Here is a 19,802-nt window from a genome sequence, read left to right on the forward strand (position 1 = left end):
TCCTCCTCAAAATAGTTCTTGTGAGCAAAGAGTTCCACATATTTAGTGATACATTTGACTTTTTTTGCAAGTACTCATTATTCATAATCCATAGAAAACATCCTTATACGAATCCCATGAATATTTTTAAGCTCATAATATATAATGCTTTTCTTCGTTTTTTGATCCCAGTACGAAACAAATGTAAAGGTCATTTTGGGAATCATATACTCAAGCACAATTTCACTGTTCTCTACAGATTTATCGATTATGACGTGAACCTTGTTAGTTTTAATAATATCTCCGGTAACACATTTGAATTCGACTTCAAGGCTACCATCATGATTAGACTGAACAGATATAGGTCGTACAATGAATTTCTCAAGAACAGTACTATTGTCAATTCTCATTAGTTTACTTCCTAGCCATAACTTGAACATTTCAATTTTGGCTCTTCGGCTCAATTTCAGTCTGTTTGAATTATCTTTCAAGTAAGAGAGAAAAGAGTCTCTTTTTTCAGCTCTTACGATGCTGAAAAAACCTGCTTGGATATCGAGATCAAAGTATTCTTGTGCTTCATCAACATTCTTATGAGAAAGCAGCTCCAAATATCGAGGATTCGCTAGGTCACTCCATTGAATAATCTCCATAATGCCCCCTTGCACCCTGATCGTATAGATTACTTTCAAGCTTTAGGAAAAACACTGTTTTCACTAAAAAATTGTCGAAGCCGTTTTTTTCCTAATTCTGTTTTAAATAAGCTAGCAAAGTCTTCAAGTAATACGGTAGATGGCTGTTGGTAATATTGGGGGGCTAAAACACTTTTAGGTGCATAATAGACTATGTACAATAGTAAAAAAATATCTTCTGCATACCATAGGGCTTCATAGGAATAGTTCTTGCTTTGTAGCTTGAATGTTGGATATTCAGTGTCAGTGAATTGCGTAGTAACTGTCATACCAACTTTATACTTTCCGAACCTATTGTGACTAATAATATCCCAAACAGAAGCATCCGATACTATTTTGCCATTCTCACAAATAAAACAATCTCCTTCGTTATAGAAAGTACGGGTACCCTCACAAAAAGGACAGTTTTTTTCATGTATTACTTTTCGATATTCGATTTCACTAGTTTCTTGATTTACTGCTAGTTCTACCAAGTCCCCAGGAACTAAGCCAAGACGTGCACGCTCATCTTTTGGCAGCGTAAATTGCAATTGCCCTTTTTCAGTTAATTTTGCTCGTAACATAGATAAACCTCCAAAGTAAGTACTTTTACCTTACGTCTCTAATTCGATTGTAATGTATAAGTACTTACTTGTAAATATTGCCTCTCATAACTTTTTACTATTAATGATGCCTTACTGAATGGATTCTGCTCTCCATTGTAAGTAATTATTTATATTATAAAATCCAGCTGCAGCAGCATTTCTTTCTAAGGACCACACTGTTTCACCTGGCTGTAAGAGATAACGATATTGTTCATCGACTACTTCTCGTGGATCCTGTTCTACTTCCTGTGTATCCTCCGATTCATTTAGTATTGAGAACCAATCTGTATCTACATCCTCTTCCCACGGCTTCTCTTTCCATAATTCCCTTATAACATCTTCTTCCTCTTCTAAGAGATATCCAAAGGCACGACTACTATTTAATTCTGTAATCGTGATACCTAAAATCTGAACTATTCGTTCACGCTCTTGTTGAAAGTGGATCTCATATTCATCATACTCAGCATGCTGATTTAGCTCGTATTTTTTCTGCTCTTCACTATAAGTAGATTGTTTTACTATCTCTCTCCAGTTCGGCTCTTCTGGGCATAAGCCTGCAGCATACAAACTAGCGTTTATTGAATTTATTAGTACTGGATCTTGCTCAGGAACATGAGCTAATACAATAGGATCCTGACTTACATCTTCAATAGGTCGAGAAAGTCCTTTTTTTTCACGTCCATTTCCAACTCTATCGATGAGCAATCTTTCTCTCCAGGCAAAACCAGAAGCCTTCTTTCCTTCGTTCTCTAAACTGCTCGTATACTTATAAAGCCACATATGCATATAACGCTGTCTCTCTGAGCTCATTTCTAGAGATATATCATGGTATCTTTGATAAAAAGCTTCATCGTGCCCAGCATCGAGGCTATCGCCTTGATGGGATACTTCATGTTCTAGAAGAGAAAACAGATAGGCAGCTGTCTTCATTGGATCTCCTTTAAGCTTTTTTACGATATTTACGTTAAAAGCGATATAGTTTTCTCCATCCGTCCAAGCCTCGGCTGTATTAGACTGCCCCAGAAGAATACTGTACATATGCTCTCCATAAGCAATCCGTCCGTTCTTATAACGTCTTTTCTGTAAGCATGCACCTGCATATTGCTGTAGACACCATCTTAAAGCAGTCCATACTCTACGAGTTTCATGATCTAGATGTTCCTTTTCTTGAATGATTTGAATACGTTCAACAAACGCATCCTTAAGGGCTGCATAGTTAACGAGCTCTGGTCCAAATTCTATAATGTTCTTAACAACATAAGTAGCTTTGTGTTGACAATAAATCAGATAGTTTTCCGCGATTTGTTCTAGACACTCTAAAAACTGAGCTGGAGAATAAACTCCAAATCGCTCCATTGTTCTAGGATGTACAAACATAGTAATTTTGGCTTTAGCCATAGTCTCTGCTTTTGGTATATCCATATGGTTTTCAACTATACAAAACTTTTTGTTATACTCACAACGAACTCTGTGTAATAAATAAGACAGGGTTACATGTCTACTTCCAGGTAAAATTGTAATGACTTCCTCATGATTAAATATCTTAAAGAGGTCCCCTTCACCAGCTAACAATGACCTTGCTGATTTTTCCCGACGTGCTTCTGTTTTTCTATGATCCCCGAGCTTCGATGAAATATCATCTGCCATTTGTCCAAACTGCTTAGCAATTACCTTCCAAACTGAACATGTCTTCCTTAGAATTTCTGTACGAGAAACGTTTAGTCCTATTGCCTTTTTAGAAACAATAAGCCCTCCTGCCCCCCATATATGGGAAGCGTCATGACGAATCAATACACCTTGATTGTAAATCGATACAGCACCCTCCACTTTAACGCGATAATAAGCATACTCATCTTCATAGTCCCATTTTTCTTGTGAAGGATCTCTAGTAAGTATTCGTCCGTTAAGTTCTACTGTCGCTGGTGTATATCGAATGAGATCTCGTACCTCTTGGATTGAGGACAAGAGCTCGCTTTCCGTCAATGCTTCATACCATTTGCCTGAAATATGACATCCTGGCTGAACTTCTTCTATTTCATCTAGTTCATAGTTGTAGCCCATCTCTTTTGTATCCACGATCATTTGATGATGGTTTGAAATCCAGGTTGTCGATGCATGAGCCATTATTTGACCACGGCCAAGTCGGAAGCGACCATATGTAGCATCCCCTTCTATATGGGGAGTTCCAAAACGACCAAAGTAACGAAGAACATCTTCTCTAGAAGCAAAACCTAATCCATCATCTGAGCAGCTGAACCCTTCTCGAGTCATTTTGAGTTTTATCGATTTTGCATTTGCATCAACGGAATTCATGATCAATTCAATTATTGCTTTCCCTATTGATCCAGCTTGATTATAAATAATATGGTGAATAATCTGAGTGTCTAATTCAAAAGGCAATAGCATGGTTAATCGCTCCTTATTTATCAGATTGATTCTTTTCTTTTGCCGCTTCTATACCGCATTTAGCAGAGCAATATTGTCCCTGTATAATAGTAGGACCATCACATTTAGGACACTTATGTGATGAACGACTTTTTACGTACAGTTCTCGCATTTGGACTTTATTAGCATCCCAATTCACATTTATCATCTCCATTTTAAAATCATTGTCTTGTTATAAATATAAATCCACCCATGGAACGTCATTGATTTCATGGATTAACCTGCTTTCAATTTATTACTTGATAAAACTGTATCGATTGGCTTCCCTATCGTATCCAAGCGCTGTATCAAATAGCCCCTTACTTCCCGTGAACCCTTCGATTTTATCCGTTTTTCCATTTTTCAAAAGCTTCTTTATTTGAGAAAGGGTTATTTTCTTTCCTAGAAACTCTTTGGTGAGCTTAAACTTACACCCATCACGCCATCCACTGCAGCCATAGATTTTTTCTGACTCAATCACCGGCTTTTTGCAAAGCGGACAAATACCAATGCTTTGATCAGCTGCTTCTGGAAAGCGTGTTTCCACTTTTCCATCTTTCATGAAGAAAATAAGGTCGTAAGTTCCTTTTTTCCCGACAATGTCTTTGACTAATACTTGTTTTCCAGCAAGAAGCATTTTAGCTGCATTCGCTGGTATTGCAATGTCTCGGTACGTTTTCCAGAGTACGAACTTGCATCCTTCGCGCCATCCGCTGCAGCCATATCCTTTAGGCCCCTCAATAACTGGTTTGCTACAAGTGGGACAAGAACCTAAGCTTTTGTCATCAATGGTAGGTAAACGAGTTTCTATAACCCCATTAAGTAATTTAATGTAGAGGTCGTATGGTTCTTTACCTTCTTTACCAGGTACTTTACTGAGAAGTACTTCTTTCCCATCCAGCAAAGAAATAGCCTGCTTACTCTTAATAGGTACCCCTCTAAACTCTTTCCACAGGACAAAATCGCATTCTTCTTTTCCTGCTATACAATGGTAAAGTTGCTTTTTTTCTACGACGATGCTTTGGCACTTAGGACATTGACCAACTTCTTCGATATTCTCAAATGTATGCCCATTGGGTAAGCTTTGAATGCGTTTACGTAATGCCTCTTTATCCTTCAAAATATCGTGAGCAAGTTGTTTAAACTCTTGTATCAGTGATTCAGTTGTTATTAATCCCTTTTCAACTTGAGCGAGCTTTGCTTCAAACTCTCCAGTTAACTCCACACTTGCTATAGGATGCTCATACACCATTTCCATAAAGGAACGGCCCTTTTTAGTCAGGTAAACGAGGTTCTTTGTTATTTCGATATACTCTTGTGAAACAAGCTTCTGTACAATATTCGTTCTAGTGGCGGCAGTACCAATGCCCTTATCTTTAATAGCCTCTAGGACATCATCATCTATGCCTTCTTCTGCATATTGACCTGCATTTTTCATAAGTACTTCTAGCTCATCATCATTGAGCCGCTTTGGTTTTGAAGTCTGGCCTTTTATAAACTCAGCTGCAGCTGCAGCTGCTTCAATTCCTTCTTGTAACGGCGGTATCGTGCCAAGTTCAGGCTCTGTTTGATGAACGTCTAATTCTTCTCCCTTAAGAAACATGCGCCATCCAGGTGTAACTATCTCAGTAGAACGAGTATAAAAAGTCTCACCAGCTATTTCGGTAATGACTTCTTTCTCACGATCCATTCCTACCGGATGATGGGCTGCCAATGTATGCTTAAGAATCAATTCATATAATTTAGCTTCATCCGGTTTTAGTGCATCTTTCGAGTCCTTAGCTTGCAGTAATGGGTTCTTTGATGTTGGAACGATCGCATGGTGAGTGGCTGCCTTCTTGTCATCTACAAAACGTGTGTTTCCATTAAGACTACATATCTCGGATGGAAAAAATTTTGCATATTCGCTCTTCTCACGTAAAACAATCAAATGAGCTGCTAACTCGTCAGCCTTATTACTAGATAAATGATTACTATCTGCCCTTGGATAGGATACATATCCTTTGTCATAAAGTGCTTGTAAGGCTGCCGTTGATTTAACCGTACTAAAACCAAGTTGCTTCCTTGCCTGTGTTTTAAGTCCAGATGAATTCAAAAGCTTTGGTGCATACCGTTTCACTTCTTTAATCGTAAAGCTTTCAATAATACCCGTTTGCCCAATTATCTTATCCTTCATTTGATTAGCCTTTGCTTGATCTTCAAAACGACTAACCTTTTTGCCAGACTCCTCTTTAAACCACTGTGACTTAAACGATCCCTGGTCGGTATTGATCGTAGCAATCAGATGACAAAACGGCTTCGGCTTAAAGCTCTCCATACTGATTTCCCGATCATACACCAACCGAAGCGTTGGTGTTTGTACTCGACCTGCAGAAAGATTTGCTTTACCACCGGTTACATCTTGAGCAAGCAGTGAAAAAAATCGTGAAGCAGTGAATCCTAGCCAGTAATCTGCGTAAGAGCGAACTTCGGCTGCGTCTCCAAGTGAGTTAAATTCATCTGAATCTCTTAAATTATTCATACCAGCAAGAATGGTTGATTCTGTGAGATCATCAATCCATAAACGCTTCCACTTCTTCTGATAGCCACATTGTCGAAGCAAAAGGCGTCCAATCCACTCGCCCTCTCTATCCGGATCTAGCGCAAGAATACATTCTTTACTATTTGCAAGCAGCTCCTTAACTACGTTAAATTGTTCTATTTTTTTAGGATCTACTTCTGTAAGCATTTTTTGGGGAATGACAGGTAGTGCATCCCACGTCCATTCTTTAAATTCGGGATATGTATCTGGTGTTTTCAAACGTATGAGGTGTCCAATTCCCCAAGTAACTACGTCCCCATTCTTAAGAATGATATGCCCTCTCATTTTTTTTGCAATTCCAAGAGCTTGTGCAATGTTATCTCCCATATCAGGTTTCTCTGCTATAATGACTCGATTATACATATTGAAGATTTCCTCCTAATGAAATTAATCAAATACCTGGTAAGACACGACGCGATTCCTTCCTCTATCCTTAGCTTTATACATTGCATCATCAGCCTGCTTGATAATCTGTTCCGCGCTTAATCCTTCTTTATAAAGGCTGTAACCGACACTAACTGTCACTGGTGTAATAGATGGCGACTGCTCTTCCACTCGCTCACGAAAGAGTTCAGATAAATCACCTGGGTCTATATTATCGACAACGACCGCAACCATTTCTTCTCCACCATATCTTGCAACTAGTGCATGCTCCTTACATGTATCTTTGAAGATTTTCGCTACAAGCTTTAGTATTTCATCTCCTGCTTGATGCCCCTGGGTATCGTTTAATTGCTTAAAATGATCTATGTCAACAAAAATAAGGGCATAAACTCGGTCTTGAAGGATAAAATCTTTCAACTTACCGATAAAGTAATGTTTGTTATACAAACCTGTAAGCCCATCCGTAACGGCAGAGTACGAAACGGCTTCTACCATGTCTATGATGCGTTGGTAAAATAGCAAAAGTGTTACAAGATAGGATGCTGCGATAATCATTCCACCAACAAGCAACGCTCCCCCTAACTCAAATCCGCTCATTGCTTGTATTAAGAATCCAGAAGCAAATGATACATGCACAATTTTGAACAATAATTGCTTTGGTAACTTCGGAATATGTTGTACATAGGAGAGACAAATAAAGCTCACCATTAGGATGAGCAAAAAAATGGTGCCAATGGTTGTATTCAAAATCAATATTATTCCTATTGGTAAGCAAGCAACTGCAAGACCAGCATGCAGTTTTAAGTGTTTAAATTGCCCAGGATTAAAGAAGTTGAAGAATGTTGCTTGAAGCAATATGAAGGTTAGCAATGATGCAGTGGAAAAAATCCCTCTGAGCAATGTACTATCTAGAGCAATCGCTAATAGGTAAATCATTAAAAAGCAAGCTGCTGCAGCTCCGCTTAAAAGGTATACATACTGATAGTTCTTTGTTCTCCATCGGTCGTAAAGCAAGTAATTAATGACGCTTAATGAAGCCATTAGCGTACTTGTAATAAGTGTAGGTGCCCATTCACCCATGTTGCTCCCATTCCTTTCTTAGCTCTTCACCAGATCGATACTTCTTCCCATAACCTAGTTGACCAAAAGTCACTACATTATGGTTACTCTGGCTCTTCGTATTAGAATAAGCCGACTCACCTGATATTTCTCCTATAACAATTCCATCACCTTTTTTAATAAGAGGTCCATTGAAAGGAGTCACAATTCCTTTATCCTTTGAATTACTGTCTGGAGATTTCATAAAATATCCTCCTATATTCTTTTTTCAAGACGGTTTTTTATGTTGAAGTGCCAAACTATAAAGACTATCCCTTATTGCCTTTTTCGTGACAGGAAGAGTTTCAGGAGTTGCCTCAATATCAACATGGCCGCATGACGGAGTTCTACTACAGACCAATATGATTAGAGCTGGCTTGTTAGGATTGTATTTAGATAAATTAAATTCGAGCGGTCCTTCTTTAATCTCTATAAATCCGACTTGCTCATAAATCCCCATACCACAATTTGAACAATTCACTAGGTTCACCCCTTTTGTTTATAGCGAAGTAGTTGGTGGACTCCAATTAATAAAAGCACTGCAAAGCTAGAAACAAAGACAATTTTTTGGGCTTCGTTCAAAAAACCATCTGTAAAACTCGCCTTCAATCCCCCCCAAATACCGAATAATATCAATAACTGAGAAAAAAGTTTATGCGCCTTACTCATTCAGTCCTTTACCTCCTGTTTTTGGGGCGAGTCTTGAAGATTAAACACTATAATCTTTGATAGTAATTCCCTACAAGATGATGCCTTGGCTTTGCTCAAAATATTATTTAAATGACTTAGAACGGTACTTTCAGAAAGTATTATCTTTCTCGCGAGTTCTCTATTTGAATAGCCATGAAGAGCTAGGTAATTGACGATTTCAGTCTCTCTTTTTGTAAATCTGTGTTCTTTAGCAAAATCTTCAATCTTTATTTCCATGTGAACCTCCCAATTCAGTCTTCTTCAATAACCTCTACTTCTCGATTCATTCTCAAATAGATAAGTTGTACCAATATACTAATTACAAGTAGGACCGGAACAACGATTAACCAGCTTGTTGGAACTGGAAAACTTCCTAGCAGCCAGTCCCATCCTCCAGGGAACTTATATTGAGAAGACCCTTTTTTAAACACTGTATAAAGCATGAAAGCGATAAAAGTTACTCCATTGACACTAGCAACAATGTGCCAACCTAAATACAAAAATGACGATACGACTAATGTCCATAGTACAAATAGCAGTAATGGGTAATCATTTAGGTCACCAGTACCTCCAGTAATTAGATCCCATATGTTAGCGAACGCAAATATCAATAATGTGATACTAAATCCTGTTGTATACGCAGTCTTGGTTCCTTTAAATTGCATTTTCACTCCCCTTTTCACACTCGCGAAATAGAGTAATTTCCTGTTAATTTCGCTATCATCATACCACAATAGTCCTACACCCTCAATCTTTTTAGAGATATTTATATGCCTATTTTACTATTATTTTATCAAAAAAATATCAATTATATCTTTATACAGTTTTTAAATCCCTCTTTACACCCTATTTCTTGCTTCTTATGATCTAAATAGACCATATCTATTCTTATGACGAACCTGTTGCATGAACCAATAAAAAAATCCGCCTAGATAAGGCGGATCTTTAGGTTTCGGAATTATGTTGTTGTTTAGGTTTTCCCCATACTGTACGAAATGATTTATATTTACGGATGGCACTTTTTATTAAGTCGTAACCGATAAAAATGAGCAGAGCAGAACATAGAATACTTGCCAGTACATTTAGAAAGTTCATAGCATTAATCTCTCCTTCATCATTGCCCCATCTCAAACTGATTTTGGATCGTATGTTGAGTATGTTTTGCAATATCATCCAATAGGCTATTTTTCAGCTCTTTGTTTAAGTATTGGTGATTCTCGAGTGGAATTGTATGTATCGTATCATCATCTTTGAATTTAACTTTTACGCGCTCATTATGTCCGATTTGATCGATACTGTATCGCTCAACAAGTTTGGCGAGCTCGGCAGCATCAATTTTAGCCGTTTGATCTGGTACCCCGTTAGGTATCTTCAAGACATCAATAAGCTTCATAGGCTGCTCTGGTTGTATCCATTTATCCATTTGAAAATCATCCTTTACCGGGCTTAAGCATTTTTCGAATACTTTAACGAGTGCTTCTCTGTTTGTAGGGTTATCTGTTTGTTTTACAGCCTGAAAATATTCTTCTTTCGGTACCTCTTGCCAGTTCAACTCGTAGCCGGCTTCTTTAGCAAGTTGCCCAAAAAACTCTCGGGTAGTTCGTCCATTACCTTCCCTAAACGGATGCATATAATTGATTTCCGTATAGTAGTAAGCACTCCTGGATGCAAACTCCTCTTTAGAAAGACCTTTGAGATGATTTTCTGCTTTTAATTGGGGAAAGGTTTGGTCAGCTAATCGATTAATCATATCTTTCTCACAAAACCAAAAGCCACTTTTACCAATATTAACGTTACGTAACTGTCCTGAAAAAGGATAGACATCCTGGAACAGCTGTTGATGCATAGCTTTAAGATGGTCTAAGTCGAAATCTCCTTTTATCGGGTTGAACCTCATCTCCATCGCACGTCTTGCCGTATGGAAGCGTTCGAAGTGATGCAGCTCTTCTTGATTCCTAATATTTAGATGATTAATCAATACTTTTGAATCTGGATAGCAATAAGGACTACTCATCTCGTCTCCCCCATTGATATGATGAATTATTTCATTTTTCGAACAGCTTCATTGAACTCGTCCTCAGTTAATTGGCCGTTTATCATTTTATAAATGAGCTCTTTCCCTTCATCACTGATATCTGCATTTTCATATCCCCAAGAAGCATTCATGCTATCAAATTCCTTATCAAATTGATCTCGAGACGCATTTTTCATTGTAATTCACCTCATAAAATATTATAGAGTGAGACTGCCTATACCTTGAATCTATTTGTTATTCTATAACTATATAATTAAGGCCATGTCTGCCTGCAAATAAATTGATCTCTTCGATTGACATATTGTCTAGTGCATCTATGACATCCTGACCAATATCAACGTGCTCTAATAATAAGAACGTTGGTCGCCAATTGTATTTAAGCAGTTCTTCTAACATTCCGTTAGTTGAGGTATCATATACCAATCGGGTAAAATCACCGCGATTAATAAACGCTTGAGCCTTGCCCCACATATTAATCCTCCTTGATTCATTGCTATATAAAGCCGCAGAAGGCTTAAAAACGACATTTCATTTCCTTTTGAAGAATGTCTAGTTTTTACTAGTTATTTATTATTGATTGGAATTTTTCTTTTTATCTTTGTTATAACTTCTTACGGAAGTATGTTCTAGAATCACCGTTATAATGGTTCGATTGTATCCAGTGTCTTGATAACTTATTTGTAAAGGTGTATTTGGTACAACCCAATCATGAGAACCTTCTGCATATGGTTTAGATAATAGTTGCCTTTTTATGCGTTGCATATCTATTCCTCTTTGTTTACAGCGCAACTTTGCATGATGAGAAAAAACTGTTTTTTCAGGAAACACTATTAAACCACCCCTTTATCTAATAACAGAGACAATTCCTAAAATAAAAATATCTTCAAAGATAATAGCTACCCATAGATACTTCACGTGATTATTGTACACCCACACTATAAATATTCTACAGTAAAATATAGTTTGTAGAATTGCATAAATAATTGGAATGGCAAGCAAGGCAGACAACACAAAAGCCAATGAAATTTCAACTACACCAAATTTACTTATATTTTTCTGAAACTCGATGAGCTGCACGTCTACTGGCTGACTTGTAGGGACATTTAGCTGATTCGTTACAATTATAAAGGTAACGTACAATAACACTCCAAAAATAATTAAAACATGGTGTAGAGGGCCTTTAACTCTTACTTTAGTTAACATCGTTCTCATCGGACTTGGATCAACAAATTTTTTGTAAATCCATAGCATAATCAGAACTTGAGGTATTCGTATAGACATTCGAATCAAATAGTTTTCTGAATGCATTATAGTTAAGTTCATTACTGCTAACACACAGGTAAACAAATAAAATGCAACTTTCCTTTTGTTTGAGAAAAAATCTAAGAATGAACTTTTAATTTGATGAACTAAGTTCAAATTAATGCTCCCCTTTAAGTCAATATGGGCTGTTTTCATCATCTAAATCATGGTATGACCTAAGCTTTAATATGTTTCCCTGTGATGATTTAACAACCTTCGATTTCAGGCCGTCAATATTCATTGATATCTCTACAAAATGAATAAAGTTTTCATATAGATAATTGGTATACTTTAATCTTATTTCATCATACATATCCGACGTTTCTCTCCCTTCACTTGATCCATCACAATTAATGAAGAAAGAGAAAGCATTTTGAGCAATACTAGGGAGTATTTCAGATACAAGGTTTGTCTTAAGTGGAAATTGATCTACATTGAATAGCTGGATAGCTAAGTTGCGTACTTCGTTAATTTCTTCAAGCTTATCATGAGTAACAATAATGAAATTATGACTAATCCAACCCATTAATATCACATTCCTTACGAAGAGTTATCTTTCAATTAGATTTTCTCTTTAATAATCGAAACCCCATAAAAATTAAATAGAACACAACAAGCCACATACTTAGTCTGATCCATAAACCAATGTTTGAGTATAAAAAAGCTCTGTCAGGAAAACTTTGTTCAGTTACTGGAATGTCTAGAAAATAGAAATATGATACAACCCGAGAGATAGGAAGCTCTGTCAAACTTAATCCTCCTAACATGGCCCATACAATTGTCGGAATGAGAAAAACAATCCAGAACCATATTGGACTTGCTATTGAAATTATTCCAATTAGTTTTTTCATAAGCCCCTCCAAAACATGACTGATCTATGGATAAAATCTATAATATAGTCTGTCAAACTGTTCAAGAGCTAACCAATTTACTTTCTTCTCATCCCATTCGTCTCTTGCTAGAGCTGAAAACATTCCTAGCTCAATATCGTTAAACTTATAATTTATTTTTTCAGCCTTCTTAATTACTCGTTCCACTCTTAAATGAAGTTTTGACTTTTTAGGCTGTTTAGGAACATCGCACCAAACCGACCCCTTATACTTCACCGGTAACACTTCCTTTATAAATTTGGATAGAATTAAAACCTTCTCTATAATCAAACGTATCTCGAAAAGACCTCTTCGATTGTCTTTCCAAAGAACTCTGCTACTTTTAAAGCATTTTCCTTTTTCGGACTCGCACCTTCAAAAAGCCATCGATCAACATTACGCGCACTAACTCCTACAATCTGTGAAAGTTCTTTAGTTGTACATGGTTTCTTCATCATCAATTCATAAAGATTATCATTTTCTATAGACCAGGTTCTTAATTTCCGAATAGGAAGATTCGGATATATAGAAGAGCACGTTTTACAAGTACTCTTATCATTACCCTTCATAATTTTGTTTTTTCCACAAGAGATGCAGAGTTTGCGCTGCAGGCGATCCTTAGTACGTTTTTCTTTAGCTGCGTCCCTTCTTCCTTTACATCCCTTGCACAAGTAAGGGATTGAGTCAGACCCGCATTCAGCACATTTTCTCTCTTTCCTTCTTGTAAATCGTAATTCTTTCATGGATGAAGCTTCATTTGAAATCATACTTTCAGGTCTTCAACGCTGGGGCCACACCCAAGTGATTTATATCCAATAATCTCACCTTTTAGATTTTTAATAGGTTCGTATACCGAAACGACATCGGACCTATTTATTCGCAGAGTAACCATGGCATGAACAATGTAGATTGTATTTTCAACTGGATCTGGAATACCTTCAATCTCCATGTATGGTTTAAGCACAGGGATTTGTGTTCCATCGACCTCTATCATATTGATAACTTTCCTTTTTGACTTTGCTTCTTGATATGTTGTTGAGCTTCTTGCAACTTGTCCAGAGGGAGGTATTGTAATAATAGGTCCATTTAGTCCTTCTGGTATTAGATTTATTGTTTCACTTGTTAAATTAACTAGATTCATTTTTAGAACATCTCCTTATGTATTCAGGTTAGAAATCATATTCATTTAGAATTCAAGATAAAAAAGCCTCATATTCTCGGGATAAGGACCTTTTGAAATCATTTTGTCTAAAAAGCGTTGAATTGCCTTTTCTATTAAGGGTTTCGCGATATTAAGTTCACTTTCTGTAAAGAACATCAATTCTGCAGGATTGAGTCCATTAAGCTGGCTAATATTAAACTTCGCATTTGCAGATTCTACGACAGCCATCGCCCTCGAACTTGTGGTTGAGAAAATCAACGTTTTTAAGTCAACCTTATCCATCACACTTACATAAGGTCTTTTCCAAAATGGGAACCATGAATAATGAGCACGACGATATAGATGTAAACCATAGGTCTGACGAGAAAACAGTGTATCTAAATCCGCCTGCAGATCGTCATCTTTAAAAACTACTCTCACAATTAATGAATGCAGTTTGAATGCTTTGGCTTCTTCATGGTTAGGATGAATATATTTCTCAATGATAATTTGATAAGGTGGCATAACTAATGTTTGTTCTCTTTTCCCCATATCTATCACCCTTTCAGTTTCTGCAGGTTGATAAGTAACCTTATTACTGCTTATTGCTATTGAAATAGTTCTCAGAAACGAATTCTCTAATTACTATCCTTTAATATCAAGTAATCTTCGCTTTAATTGCTCCCGGGTAGGCTGCGTGTATCTGACTGTAGATTGAATGGCTGCCGTCCCTTGATTATTGATGTGTCCAAGATATAATGCTATCTCTTCAAGTTTCCATCCAGCCTTTCTTGCACGATGAGCAAAGTCGTGACGAAGATCGTGGAAAGTAATATCCTCTATGAGTATCCATTCGTCCTTTCGAGAATCTGTTTTGATTTTATTAAACCATCTGTGAAGACCGTTTTCAGTCAAACGTTCGGAGCGTTTGGAAGTGAATACAAATGGGCTATCGGGAAATTTTCTAGTCTCACTCTTTAGATAGTTGTACAATGGCCCTCTAACTTCATTTAATATATCTAGCTTCCTCATCTTTCCGGCTTTGTGACCAACCGTAATCACACCTATTTTAGGTCCGATATCGGCATTTCTTACAAGAAAGTTTGTAACATCAGATGAACGACAGGCCGCCCAATACCCTAAAGCAAACATCGCTGCACTTCGCTCGTCACCTGCACGCTCGATCAAATTTTTTAATATATAGCGCTGGTCCAGAGAAAGTTCTCTAGGTGCAAGCTGCTCCTGTGGAGGAATTACAATATTTTTTGAAGGGTTCTTAACATGAATACCCTTTTCCTCCAACATCCAGTTTGCAAATTGTCCAACAACTGTCTTTACACGATTACGATGGCTCACGGAGTAACCTTGATCTTCTAATTCATTTATAAAAGTTTGTAAAGCATTCTTCGTCAGTAAATCCGTCTGAAACCTACCGCCACTACCTGGGCGTTGAAGAAGCCATTCCATAAATTGACGCATCACTCGTATGTAAGCATCGATCGTAGACGGATCTTTGGAATTCATATCCAAATGATTTTTGAAGTCATCCATTAAAGGAATATGATCTGAAAATGCTAGTACGTTACTCATGTTAACCCCTCATTTTTTCTGTTGCGAATATTCTCTCCTCATTATATCACTTTCGAAGGGTTAATAGAGGGTTTTTTATCGTTTTACGCAACAGATCATACATTCTGTTGCGAATATGATCAGACGAGTTTCTTCCTTTTATAATGTAGTTCTCTTCTCTGTATTTTTTTGTTGTTGCGTAGAGAGCCGTGCCGACATAATCATTGTTCCATTCGCGACACAAAAGTTGTTCCATAGAAAATTTGCGACACAATCATTGTTCTGTTATCTAAAGTATTACCAACAACTTAAAAGAGACTGAGATCGGAAACAATATCTCCAATACTAACTATCCCCATAAACATACCCAGCAAAACTGGAATTACGGGTATTCCAATAATTAATATTAAAAAGAGGGAGCCTTCCGGAGTGTTAAGTTCTTTATCATCCATGCCGAACTTCCGTGCATAATTATCGATAAGTGATTCGACCTTTTTGCTTTTCAATAACTTAGATCCAATTTTTACAGCGACTCCTATGAGTAAAAAAATTACCCAGATACCTAGCATATCATTCATCAACTGCGCTGCCACTTTATCATACATTTAGTTACCACCTTTCCAAAGTTCTCTTTCTTCCTTTTACTATTTGTCCTTCCCTTTATAGAGCAATGCAATTAAAACCAATATACTTGCTCCAATTGAACCGAAATTCACTACATATTTAAGCAAAATAACTTGATATATCTGTAGGGTCTGATCCAATGTAATTGATTCATTTGAACCCAAAAATGCCGCTGTAGCTACAGTACCTGCAATAACTGTAAAAATGGAGATTAGTAGAGCAATATACTTGAACATTTTCGGTCCGATTTTTTTTATTATTTCTAATGCTCTTGGAAGGGAATTTACTACCATCCGTTACACCCCTATTTATTTTGATGAGTTTCTTCCTATTATAATGTAGTTACTTTTCATATGTTACATCGTAGTCAACAATTTGATTCATTCCATTGTAAACAACCACAATCTCCATATCTTCTTTTACAGATTTCCAATCGTCTTCGTTCATTGCTAATTCTTCACCTTCAACCGTTATAGTATATATCTTTGCATGAGACTCATGTGAATACGTAATGGGAAGAATACTGTCTACATATACTACACTTTCTTGCTTTATGATTTTATTTTTTACGATACCCATTATCTGATAACGTTCTTTTGACTTACTTTCCATTTCTTCCATGATCACAGCATGCTGCTCATCTGCTTTCTCAAGCGCATCCGACCAAGCCATCTTAACTTGATATATAAAAACAAAACAAGTAAGAACTACTGCAATAACAAATAAGTGCACACTAAAATACTTAAACATCCTAATTATCCCTCTGTAAGTTATCGACTGAGATATAGCTTAAAAAACAGAGTACTTGGTCTTCATTGAAACTTTTATTTGTTTCTAAAGCTGCAATTAATTCCACTAATCTTTCATTATGTCCAAAAATGTTAGAGGCACTTTGTACTGCATCTTTTAAATGCTGTATTTCCTTTAGATTCAAATAACTATCAGGTTTATACTTTTCTAAAATCTTTTTCGCCAAAACAATACTCATAGCGTCTATGTGTTCACTTATAAATCTTTTCTTGTACCAAGAAAAGATAACGTACACTAAGACTAGCCCCATTGAAATCAAAATTAAGCCGGCCATACTAGTCCCTTTCTTTATAGAAATGCTTTTCACAAGTCTTTATTATATCTTCTGCCATCATTTCATATTGGGTGTTATTGGTCACTGTACGCAATGCTTGTATCAAAGCATCTCTACAATGAGATTCAGGCCTTGCGTGACTTGTTGAGAATCTAGATGTATCCACTTCCAATTCAGCAGCAATATCTATTAATCTTTCTAGCTTTTTATTCATAACGATTCCCCTAAAGTATAAAAACTATTTTTCTTGATCATACTAATCATTAAGCGTTGGTGAGTCGGCCGACCCCCGTACATAACGCACACGAATTATGGCGCGCGCCGTAGTATTTACTTTGGCCATAACGATAGGAAGTAAATTATTAGCTGAAAACCGACGGGTTTTCGGCTATTCGTGTTAGATCTCTTGGACCTTTCAGATTACCTAAGAAAGTCGCCTAAAAACGGAGCCGATAATAGAACGAACCAAAATGTACACAATAAAGTTAATTGCTTTGAATAAATCCTTTTTATATTTGGATCATCTGCAGCCCTGAGCCCAATTAAAATAAGCATGGGAATTATAGTACTAAACAATACAATAAAACCAGGATGAACTATCAGTTCACCTATGTAATCTAGAATTTTAAAAGCTTCTATATTAGTTTCATTAGCTAGGCTTGGCAATTTTACTATTTCAAAAATGACCATTATTATTTTCAAGAAAATTATCAGTCCGAGTATCCAAAGACTTCTCCAAATTTCCTTAATCAACGATTGAATCCACCTTTCATTCTTTAATCTCAATTTTTCTTTTATTAAATTGCATGTGAGTACGCAATAATTCTCGTGAGTCCATACTTTCAATACAATCGATCATCTCTTTCCTCACATATTCTGCGACGAAATCGATAATATCCTCAGAATCCACTTTAATCTTAGTCTCTATTCCTTCTTCTGTATTTCCAACAATATATACCTCACCCCCAAAATCACCATGATATATAAACGTTGCGCTTTTCTTTTTAAAAGAATGCATTTTACCATCCTCCTGAACACGTAATAGATTCAATTATTCTAATAACTTTGACTTACTCGTACACTTGAGAAACCCTAAATACGACCTTCTTCATGGTCTTTAACAAATTCTTCACACTCTTCTAGAGTACCAAATATATTACCATACTCATCATAGCTAGAAATACTTGGAATCAACTCGTTTGTAATATGATTAAATGGAATCCATCCTCCAATTGCTTTGTATGCACTATGAGTTTCAGTAATTCTTATATTCAAAGCTCTTGCCTCTTCATATACCCTCTGAACAAATTCTGCATCATATCTTCCATCCACTGTAATCGCCTCATTTCTGTATATTAATTACGTATACGAACTAAGGAACCTTCATTAATGTAGAAACTTTCATTGCGACCAGAACGAATTTGAATAGGGTCTCCTTGACAAAAACTCCATTCATAACGACCTTTAATCCACCCATCACCAAACTTTACTTCAATATAACTCCCAGCATGTACTTTTTCTCCAGACACAAAGTGTCTTAGGCTGCCTCCTCCCTCATGTCCTAATGTGATATACCCCTCAATCATCCCTTCTTTAGTAGGTTCAGGTGTCATTGGGTCTTTTTCCCCCACCCACTTCTTTACATTCATTCTGAATCCAGGTATAGGTTCTAACCAATCCGCATCAAAATAATAGGTGCCAGTATAATTACCAAATCGTTCTGTATTAAATAGCATTCGAACTTCTGAAAAATCAGGTAATCTAACTACCTCTTCGCCAACCTCAGGATAATACCGCTCAATTAGACTTGACCAAATACGTGAAATAAAATCATCGTTACTCTCTAATTCAAATCTTGGTAAAGTAGATATAAAATCGGCCCTTCTCTTCCCAATTGACTCTACGTCATGAACCCGGTTACTCGTTCCTAGATATGGATATAACAAATATAATCCTAAGTGATATAGGTGAATATCAATATCCCCAGACATCAACTTATCTAATAATAATTTCAGAGCTTTAATGCGGTCTGTTTTTGTATCCGCATGAAGACGAAGTCGATTTTTGATTTTTAAATTTGAAAAGTATGAGTAGGGGTAGTGATAAACTACATTAGCATCATACCAACGGTGAATCACTAAAGGCCACTCCGTCCCCCCTTTACCTGGCATGCCGGACTTGTACACATCCTCCATATAATTCATTACATGTTTGAGATCATTCTCAATAGTTTTGGAATTATTCTTATCCAGTCCTCTCACTCCTTTTCTAATTTATCTATGCAAACAGATACATTTATTAGCTATATTCCTCATATTACTGATCCATTTCATAGCTCTTATCATCAAATTGCGCACATCTTTCACCTTCTATCGGCTTCATTTGCTTCTCGAATAAACAACTCATAGCGATCCAAGTTAATCGGGTGAATCTTTCCGTGCAAAAGGCAATTGTCCTCTTCTAACGAAAAACCATCGATGGATTCTGCTGATTTAATTTTCAAACCATTAATAGAAACTAGATAATATTCTTGTCTTATCGTTTTTACCTCAAATTCTCTAATCCGTTGCCTGGCTTTCGTTTCACTGATCCGAAACTCTACAAGCTTCTCTTTGCGCTCATTAAAATGCTTATATAGTACATTTAATACATTGGATACTTTATGTTGTTTAAAAATGAGTTTTTCGATGAATACAAGAACGAATAAGATAAGAATCAGAAGCAATATGACAAATTGTATGTTCACCGT

30 protein-coding genes are annotated in these 19,802 nt (G+C 36.6%); all 30 read right to left on the reverse strand.

Features of this window, described 5'->3' with window-relative positions; translation table 11 throughout:
- Positions 1–77 precede the first annotated feature (77 nt).
- Positions 78–629, reverse strand: coding sequence for a hypothetical protein (locus FPZ44_RS24785; RefSeq protein WP_144995078.1), 552 nt, complete (start codon positions 627–629; stop codon positions 78–80).
- 35 nt (positions 630–664) lie between these two features.
- The gene (locus tag FPZ44_RS24790) at positions 665–1,231 is read right to left on the reverse strand and encodes an AbrB/MazE/SpoVT family DNA-binding domain-containing protein (RefSeq protein WP_144995080.1); all 567 of its coding nucleotides are present in this window, start codon (positions 1,229–1,231) and stop codon (positions 665–667) included.
- Positions 1,232–1,342: 111 nt separating this feature from the next.
- Positions 1,343–3,658, reverse strand: a complete 2,316-nt coding sequence (locus tag FPZ44_RS24795) for an ATP-binding protein (RefSeq protein ID WP_144995082.1) — start codon at positions 3,656–3,658, stop codon at positions 1,343–1,345.
- Positions 3,659–3,932: 274 nt separating this feature from the next.
- Positions 3,933–6,620, reverse strand: a complete 2,688-nt coding sequence (locus tag FPZ44_RS24800) for a type IA DNA topoisomerase (RefSeq protein WP_144995084.1) — start codon at positions 6,618–6,620, stop codon at positions 3,933–3,935.
- A 24-nt stretch (positions 6,621–6,644) separates the two neighbouring features.
- Positions 6,645–7,721 (reverse strand): GGDEF domain-containing protein, encoded by a 1,077-nt coding sequence (locus tag FPZ44_RS24805; RefSeq protein ID WP_144995086.1) that lies wholly within the window; start codon positions 7,719–7,721, stop codon positions 6,645–6,647.
- A complete protein-coding gene (locus tag FPZ44_RS24810) occupies positions 7,714–7,944 on the reverse strand; it encodes a hypothetical protein (protein ID WP_144995088.1) in 231 nt (76 codons plus the stop codon). The genes FPZ44_RS24805 and FPZ44_RS24810 overlap by 8 nt, the downstream gene beginning before the upstream one ends.
- A gap of 281 nt (positions 7,945–8,225) precedes the next feature.
- On the reverse strand, positions 8,226–8,408 hold the full coding sequence (locus FPZ44_RS24815) for a hypothetical protein (protein ID WP_144995090.1): 183 nt from the start codon (positions 8,406–8,408) through the stop codon (positions 8,226–8,228).
- Complete coding sequence (locus FPZ44_RS24820) at positions 8,409–8,666, reverse strand: response regulator transcription factor (RefSeq protein ID WP_144995091.1); 258 nt, start codon at positions 8,664–8,666, stop codon at positions 8,409–8,411.
- Positions 8,667–8,680: 14 nt separating this feature from the next.
- Positions 8,681–9,094: a hypothetical protein gene (locus tag FPZ44_RS24825; RefSeq protein ID WP_144995093.1), complete on the reverse strand. Its 414-nt coding sequence runs from the start codon at positions 9,092–9,094 to the stop codon at positions 8,681–8,683.
- Positions 9,095–9,543: 449 nt separating this feature from the next.
- Complete coding sequence (locus tag FPZ44_RS24830; protein ID WP_144995095.1) at positions 9,544–10,443, reverse strand: Fic/DOC family protein; 900 nt, start codon at positions 10,441–10,443, stop codon at positions 9,544–9,546.
- A 26-nt stretch (positions 10,444–10,469) separates the two neighbouring features.
- Complete coding sequence (locus FPZ44_RS26645; protein WP_186786234.1) at positions 10,470–10,640, reverse strand: hypothetical protein; 171 nt, start codon at positions 10,638–10,640, stop codon at positions 10,470–10,472.
- 58 nt (positions 10,641–10,698) lie between these two features.
- The gene (locus FPZ44_RS24835; protein WP_144995097.1) at positions 10,699–10,935 is read right to left on the reverse strand and encodes a hypothetical protein; all 237 of its coding nucleotides are present in this window, start codon (positions 10,933–10,935) and stop codon (positions 10,699–10,701) included.
- A 99-nt stretch (positions 10,936–11,034) separates the two neighbouring features.
- On the reverse strand, positions 11,035–11,292 hold the full coding sequence (locus tag FPZ44_RS24840) for a hypothetical protein (protein WP_144995099.1): 258 nt from the start codon (positions 11,290–11,292) through the stop codon (positions 11,035–11,037).
- A 15-nt stretch (positions 11,293–11,307) separates the two neighbouring features.
- A complete protein-coding gene (locus FPZ44_RS24845) occupies positions 11,308–11,883 on the reverse strand; it encodes a hypothetical protein (protein ID WP_144995101.1) in 576 nt (191 codons plus the stop codon).
- Between the two features lie 19 nt (positions 11,884–11,902).
- Positions 11,903–12,292 carry a hypothetical protein gene (locus tag FPZ44_RS24850; protein WP_144995103.1) on the reverse strand — a complete coding sequence of 130 codons (390 nt, stop codon included), beginning with the start codon at positions 12,290–12,292 and terminating at the stop codon, positions 11,903–11,905.
- 349 nt (positions 12,293–12,641) lie between these two features.
- On the reverse strand, positions 12,642–12,872 hold the full coding sequence (locus tag FPZ44_RS24855) for a hypothetical protein (protein ID WP_144995105.1): 231 nt from the start codon (positions 12,870–12,872) through the stop codon (positions 12,642–12,644).
- 50 nt (positions 12,873–12,922) lie between these two features.
- Positions 12,923–13,378 (reverse strand): helix-turn-helix domain-containing protein, encoded by a 456-nt coding sequence (locus tag FPZ44_RS24860; protein ID WP_144995107.1) that lies wholly within the window; start codon positions 13,376–13,378, stop codon positions 12,923–12,925.
- A 20-nt stretch (positions 13,379–13,398) separates the two neighbouring features.
- Entirely contained in the window at positions 13,399–13,776 is a 378-nt protein-coding gene (locus FPZ44_RS24865; RefSeq protein ID WP_144995109.1) for a hypothetical protein, read from the reverse strand.
- A gap of 45 nt (positions 13,777–13,821) precedes the next feature.
- Positions 13,822–14,328, reverse strand: a complete 507-nt coding sequence (locus FPZ44_RS24870; protein WP_144995111.1) for a hypothetical protein — start codon at positions 14,326–14,328, stop codon at positions 13,822–13,824.
- Positions 14,329–14,421: 93 nt separating this feature from the next.
- Positions 14,422–15,366 carry a tyrosine-type recombinase/integrase gene (locus FPZ44_RS24875; protein ID WP_222429838.1) on the reverse strand — a complete coding sequence of 315 codons (945 nt, stop codon included), beginning with the start codon at positions 15,364–15,366 and terminating at the stop codon, positions 14,422–14,424.
- 287 nt (positions 15,367–15,653) lie between these two features.
- Positions 15,654–15,950: a hypothetical protein gene (locus FPZ44_RS24880; protein ID WP_144995113.1), complete on the reverse strand. Its 297-nt coding sequence runs from the start codon at positions 15,948–15,950 to the stop codon at positions 15,654–15,656.
- A gap of 39 nt (positions 15,951–15,989) precedes the next feature.
- On the reverse strand, positions 15,990–16,262 hold the full coding sequence (locus tag FPZ44_RS24885; RefSeq protein WP_144995115.1) for a hypothetical protein: 273 nt from the start codon (positions 16,260–16,262) through the stop codon (positions 15,990–15,992).
- Positions 16,263–16,311: 49 nt separating this feature from the next.
- Entirely contained in the window at positions 16,312–16,719 is a 408-nt protein-coding gene (locus FPZ44_RS24890; RefSeq protein ID WP_144995117.1) for a hypothetical protein, read from the reverse strand.
- 1 nt (position 16,720) lies between these two features.
- A complete protein-coding gene (locus FPZ44_RS24895; RefSeq protein ID WP_144995119.1) occupies positions 16,721–17,053 on the reverse strand; it encodes a hypothetical protein in 333 nt (110 codons plus the stop codon).
- Position 17,054: 1 nt separating this feature from the next.
- Complete coding sequence (locus tag FPZ44_RS24900) at positions 17,055–17,267, reverse strand: hypothetical protein (protein ID WP_144995122.1); 213 nt, start codon at positions 17,265–17,267, stop codon at positions 17,055–17,057.
- Positions 17,268–17,473: 206 nt separating this feature from the next.
- On the reverse strand, positions 17,474–17,806 hold the full coding sequence (locus FPZ44_RS24905) for a hypothetical protein (RefSeq protein ID WP_144995124.1): 333 nt from the start codon (positions 17,804–17,806) through the stop codon (positions 17,474–17,476).
- A gap of 16 nt (positions 17,807–17,822) precedes the next feature.
- Positions 17,823–18,071, reverse strand: a complete 249-nt coding sequence (locus FPZ44_RS24910; RefSeq protein ID WP_144995126.1) for a hypothetical protein — start codon at positions 18,069–18,071, stop codon at positions 17,823–17,825.
- A 74-nt stretch (positions 18,072–18,145) separates the two neighbouring features.
- Complete coding sequence (locus FPZ44_RS24915) at positions 18,146–18,385, reverse strand: hypothetical protein (RefSeq protein ID WP_144995128.1); 240 nt, start codon at positions 18,383–18,385, stop codon at positions 18,146–18,148.
- Positions 18,386–18,408: 23 nt separating this feature from the next.
- A complete protein-coding gene (locus FPZ44_RS27010) occupies positions 18,409–19,224 on the reverse strand; it encodes a hypothetical protein (RefSeq protein WP_261378545.1) in 816 nt (271 codons plus the stop codon).
- Positions 19,225–19,415: 191 nt separating this feature from the next.
- Complete coding sequence (locus tag FPZ44_RS24930) at positions 19,416–19,799, reverse strand: hypothetical protein (RefSeq protein ID WP_144995132.1); 384 nt, start codon at positions 19,797–19,799, stop codon at positions 19,416–19,418.
- Positions 19,800–19,802 lie beyond the last annotated feature (3 nt).

Source organism: Paenibacillus agilis, assembly GCF_007786455.1.
GTDB classification, from domain to species: domain Bacteria; phylum Bacillota; class Bacilli; order Paenibacillales; family Paenibacillaceae; genus Paenibacillus_B; species Paenibacillus_B agilis.

Coding starts and splice junctions, on each gene's coding strand:
- FPZ44_RS24785 (WP_144995078.1), bottom strand. CDS start 629: ATGGAGATTATTCAATGGAGTGACCTAGCGAATCCTCGATATTTGGAG.
- FPZ44_RS24790 (WP_144995080.1), bottom strand. CDS start 1,231: ATGTTACGAGCAAAATTAACTGAAAAAGGGCAATTGCAATTTACGCTG.
- FPZ44_RS24795 (WP_144995082.1), bottom strand. CDS start 3,658: ATGCTATTGCCTTTTGAATTAGACACTCAGATTATTCACCATATTATT.
- FPZ44_RS24800 (WP_144995084.1), bottom strand. CDS start 6,620: ATGTATAATCGAGTCATTATAGCAGAGAAACCTGATATGGGAGATAAC.
- FPZ44_RS24805 (WP_144995086.1), bottom strand. CDS start 7,721: ATGGGTGAATGGGCACCTACACTTATTACAAGTACGCTAATGGCTTCA.
- FPZ44_RS24810 (WP_144995088.1), bottom strand. CDS start 7,944: ATGAAATCTCCAGACAGTAATTCAAAGGATAAAGGAATTGTGACTCCT.
- FPZ44_RS24815 (WP_144995090.1), bottom strand. CDS start 8,408: ATGAGTAAGGCGCATAAACTTTTTTCTCAGTTATTGATATTATTCGGT.
- FPZ44_RS24820 (WP_144995091.1), bottom strand. CDS start 8,666: ATGGAAATAAAGATTGAAGATTTTGCTAAAGAACACAGATTTACAAAA.
- FPZ44_RS24825 (WP_144995093.1), bottom strand. CDS start 9,094: ATGCAATTTAAAGGAACCAAGACTGCGTATACAACAGGATTTAGTATC.
- FPZ44_RS24830 (WP_144995095.1), bottom strand. CDS start 10,443: ATGAGTAGTCCTTATTGCTATCCAGATTCAAAAGTATTGATTAATCAT.
- FPZ44_RS26645 (WP_186786234.1), bottom strand. CDS start 10,640: ATGAAAAATGCGTCTCGAGATCAATTTGATAAGGAATTTGATAGCATG.
- FPZ44_RS24835 (WP_144995097.1), bottom strand. CDS start 10,935: ATGTGGGGCAAGGCTCAAGCGTTTATTAATCGCGGTGATTTTACCCGA.
- FPZ44_RS24850 (WP_144995103.1), bottom strand. CDS start 12,292: ATGGGTTGGATTAGTCATAATTTCATTATTGTTACTCATGATAAGCTT.
- FPZ44_RS24860 (WP_144995107.1), bottom strand. CDS start 13,378: ATGAAAGAATTACGATTTACAAGAAGGAAAGAGAGAAAATGTGCTGAA.
- FPZ44_RS24865 (WP_144995109.1), bottom strand. CDS start 13,776: ATGAATCTAGTTAATTTAACAAGTGAAACAATAAATCTAATACCAGAA.
- FPZ44_RS24870 (WP_144995111.1), bottom strand. CDS start 14,328: ATGGGGAAAAGAGAACAAACATTAGTTATGCCACCTTATCAAATTATC.
- FPZ44_RS24875 (WP_222429838.1), bottom strand. CDS start 15,366: ATGAGTAACGTACTAGCATTTTCAGATCATATTCCTTTAATGGATGAC.
- FPZ44_RS24880 (WP_144995113.1), bottom strand. CDS start 15,950: ATGTATGATAAAGTGGCAGCGCAGTTGATGAATGATATGCTAGGTATC.
- FPZ44_RS24885 (WP_144995115.1), bottom strand. CDS start 16,262: ATGGTAGTAAATTCCCTTCCAAGAGCATTAGAAATAATAAAAAAAATC.
- FPZ44_RS24890 (WP_144995117.1), bottom strand. CDS start 16,719: ATGTTTAAGTATTTTAGTGTGCACTTATTTGTTATTGCAGTAGTTCTT.
- FPZ44_RS24895 (WP_144995119.1), bottom strand. CDS start 17,053: ATGGCCGGCTTAATTTTGATTTCAATGGGGCTAGTCTTAGTGTACGTT.
- FPZ44_RS24900 (WP_144995122.1), bottom strand. CDS start 17,267: ATGAATAAAAAGCTAGAAAGATTAATAGATATTGCTGCTGAATTGGAA.
- FPZ44_RS24910 (WP_144995126.1), bottom strand. CDS start 18,071: ATGCATTCTTTTAAAAAGAAAAGCGCAACGTTTATATATCATGGTGAT.
- FPZ44_RS27010 (WP_261378545.1), bottom strand. CDS start 19,224: ATGCCAGGTAAAGGGGGGACGGAGTGGCCTTTAGTGATTCACCGTTGG.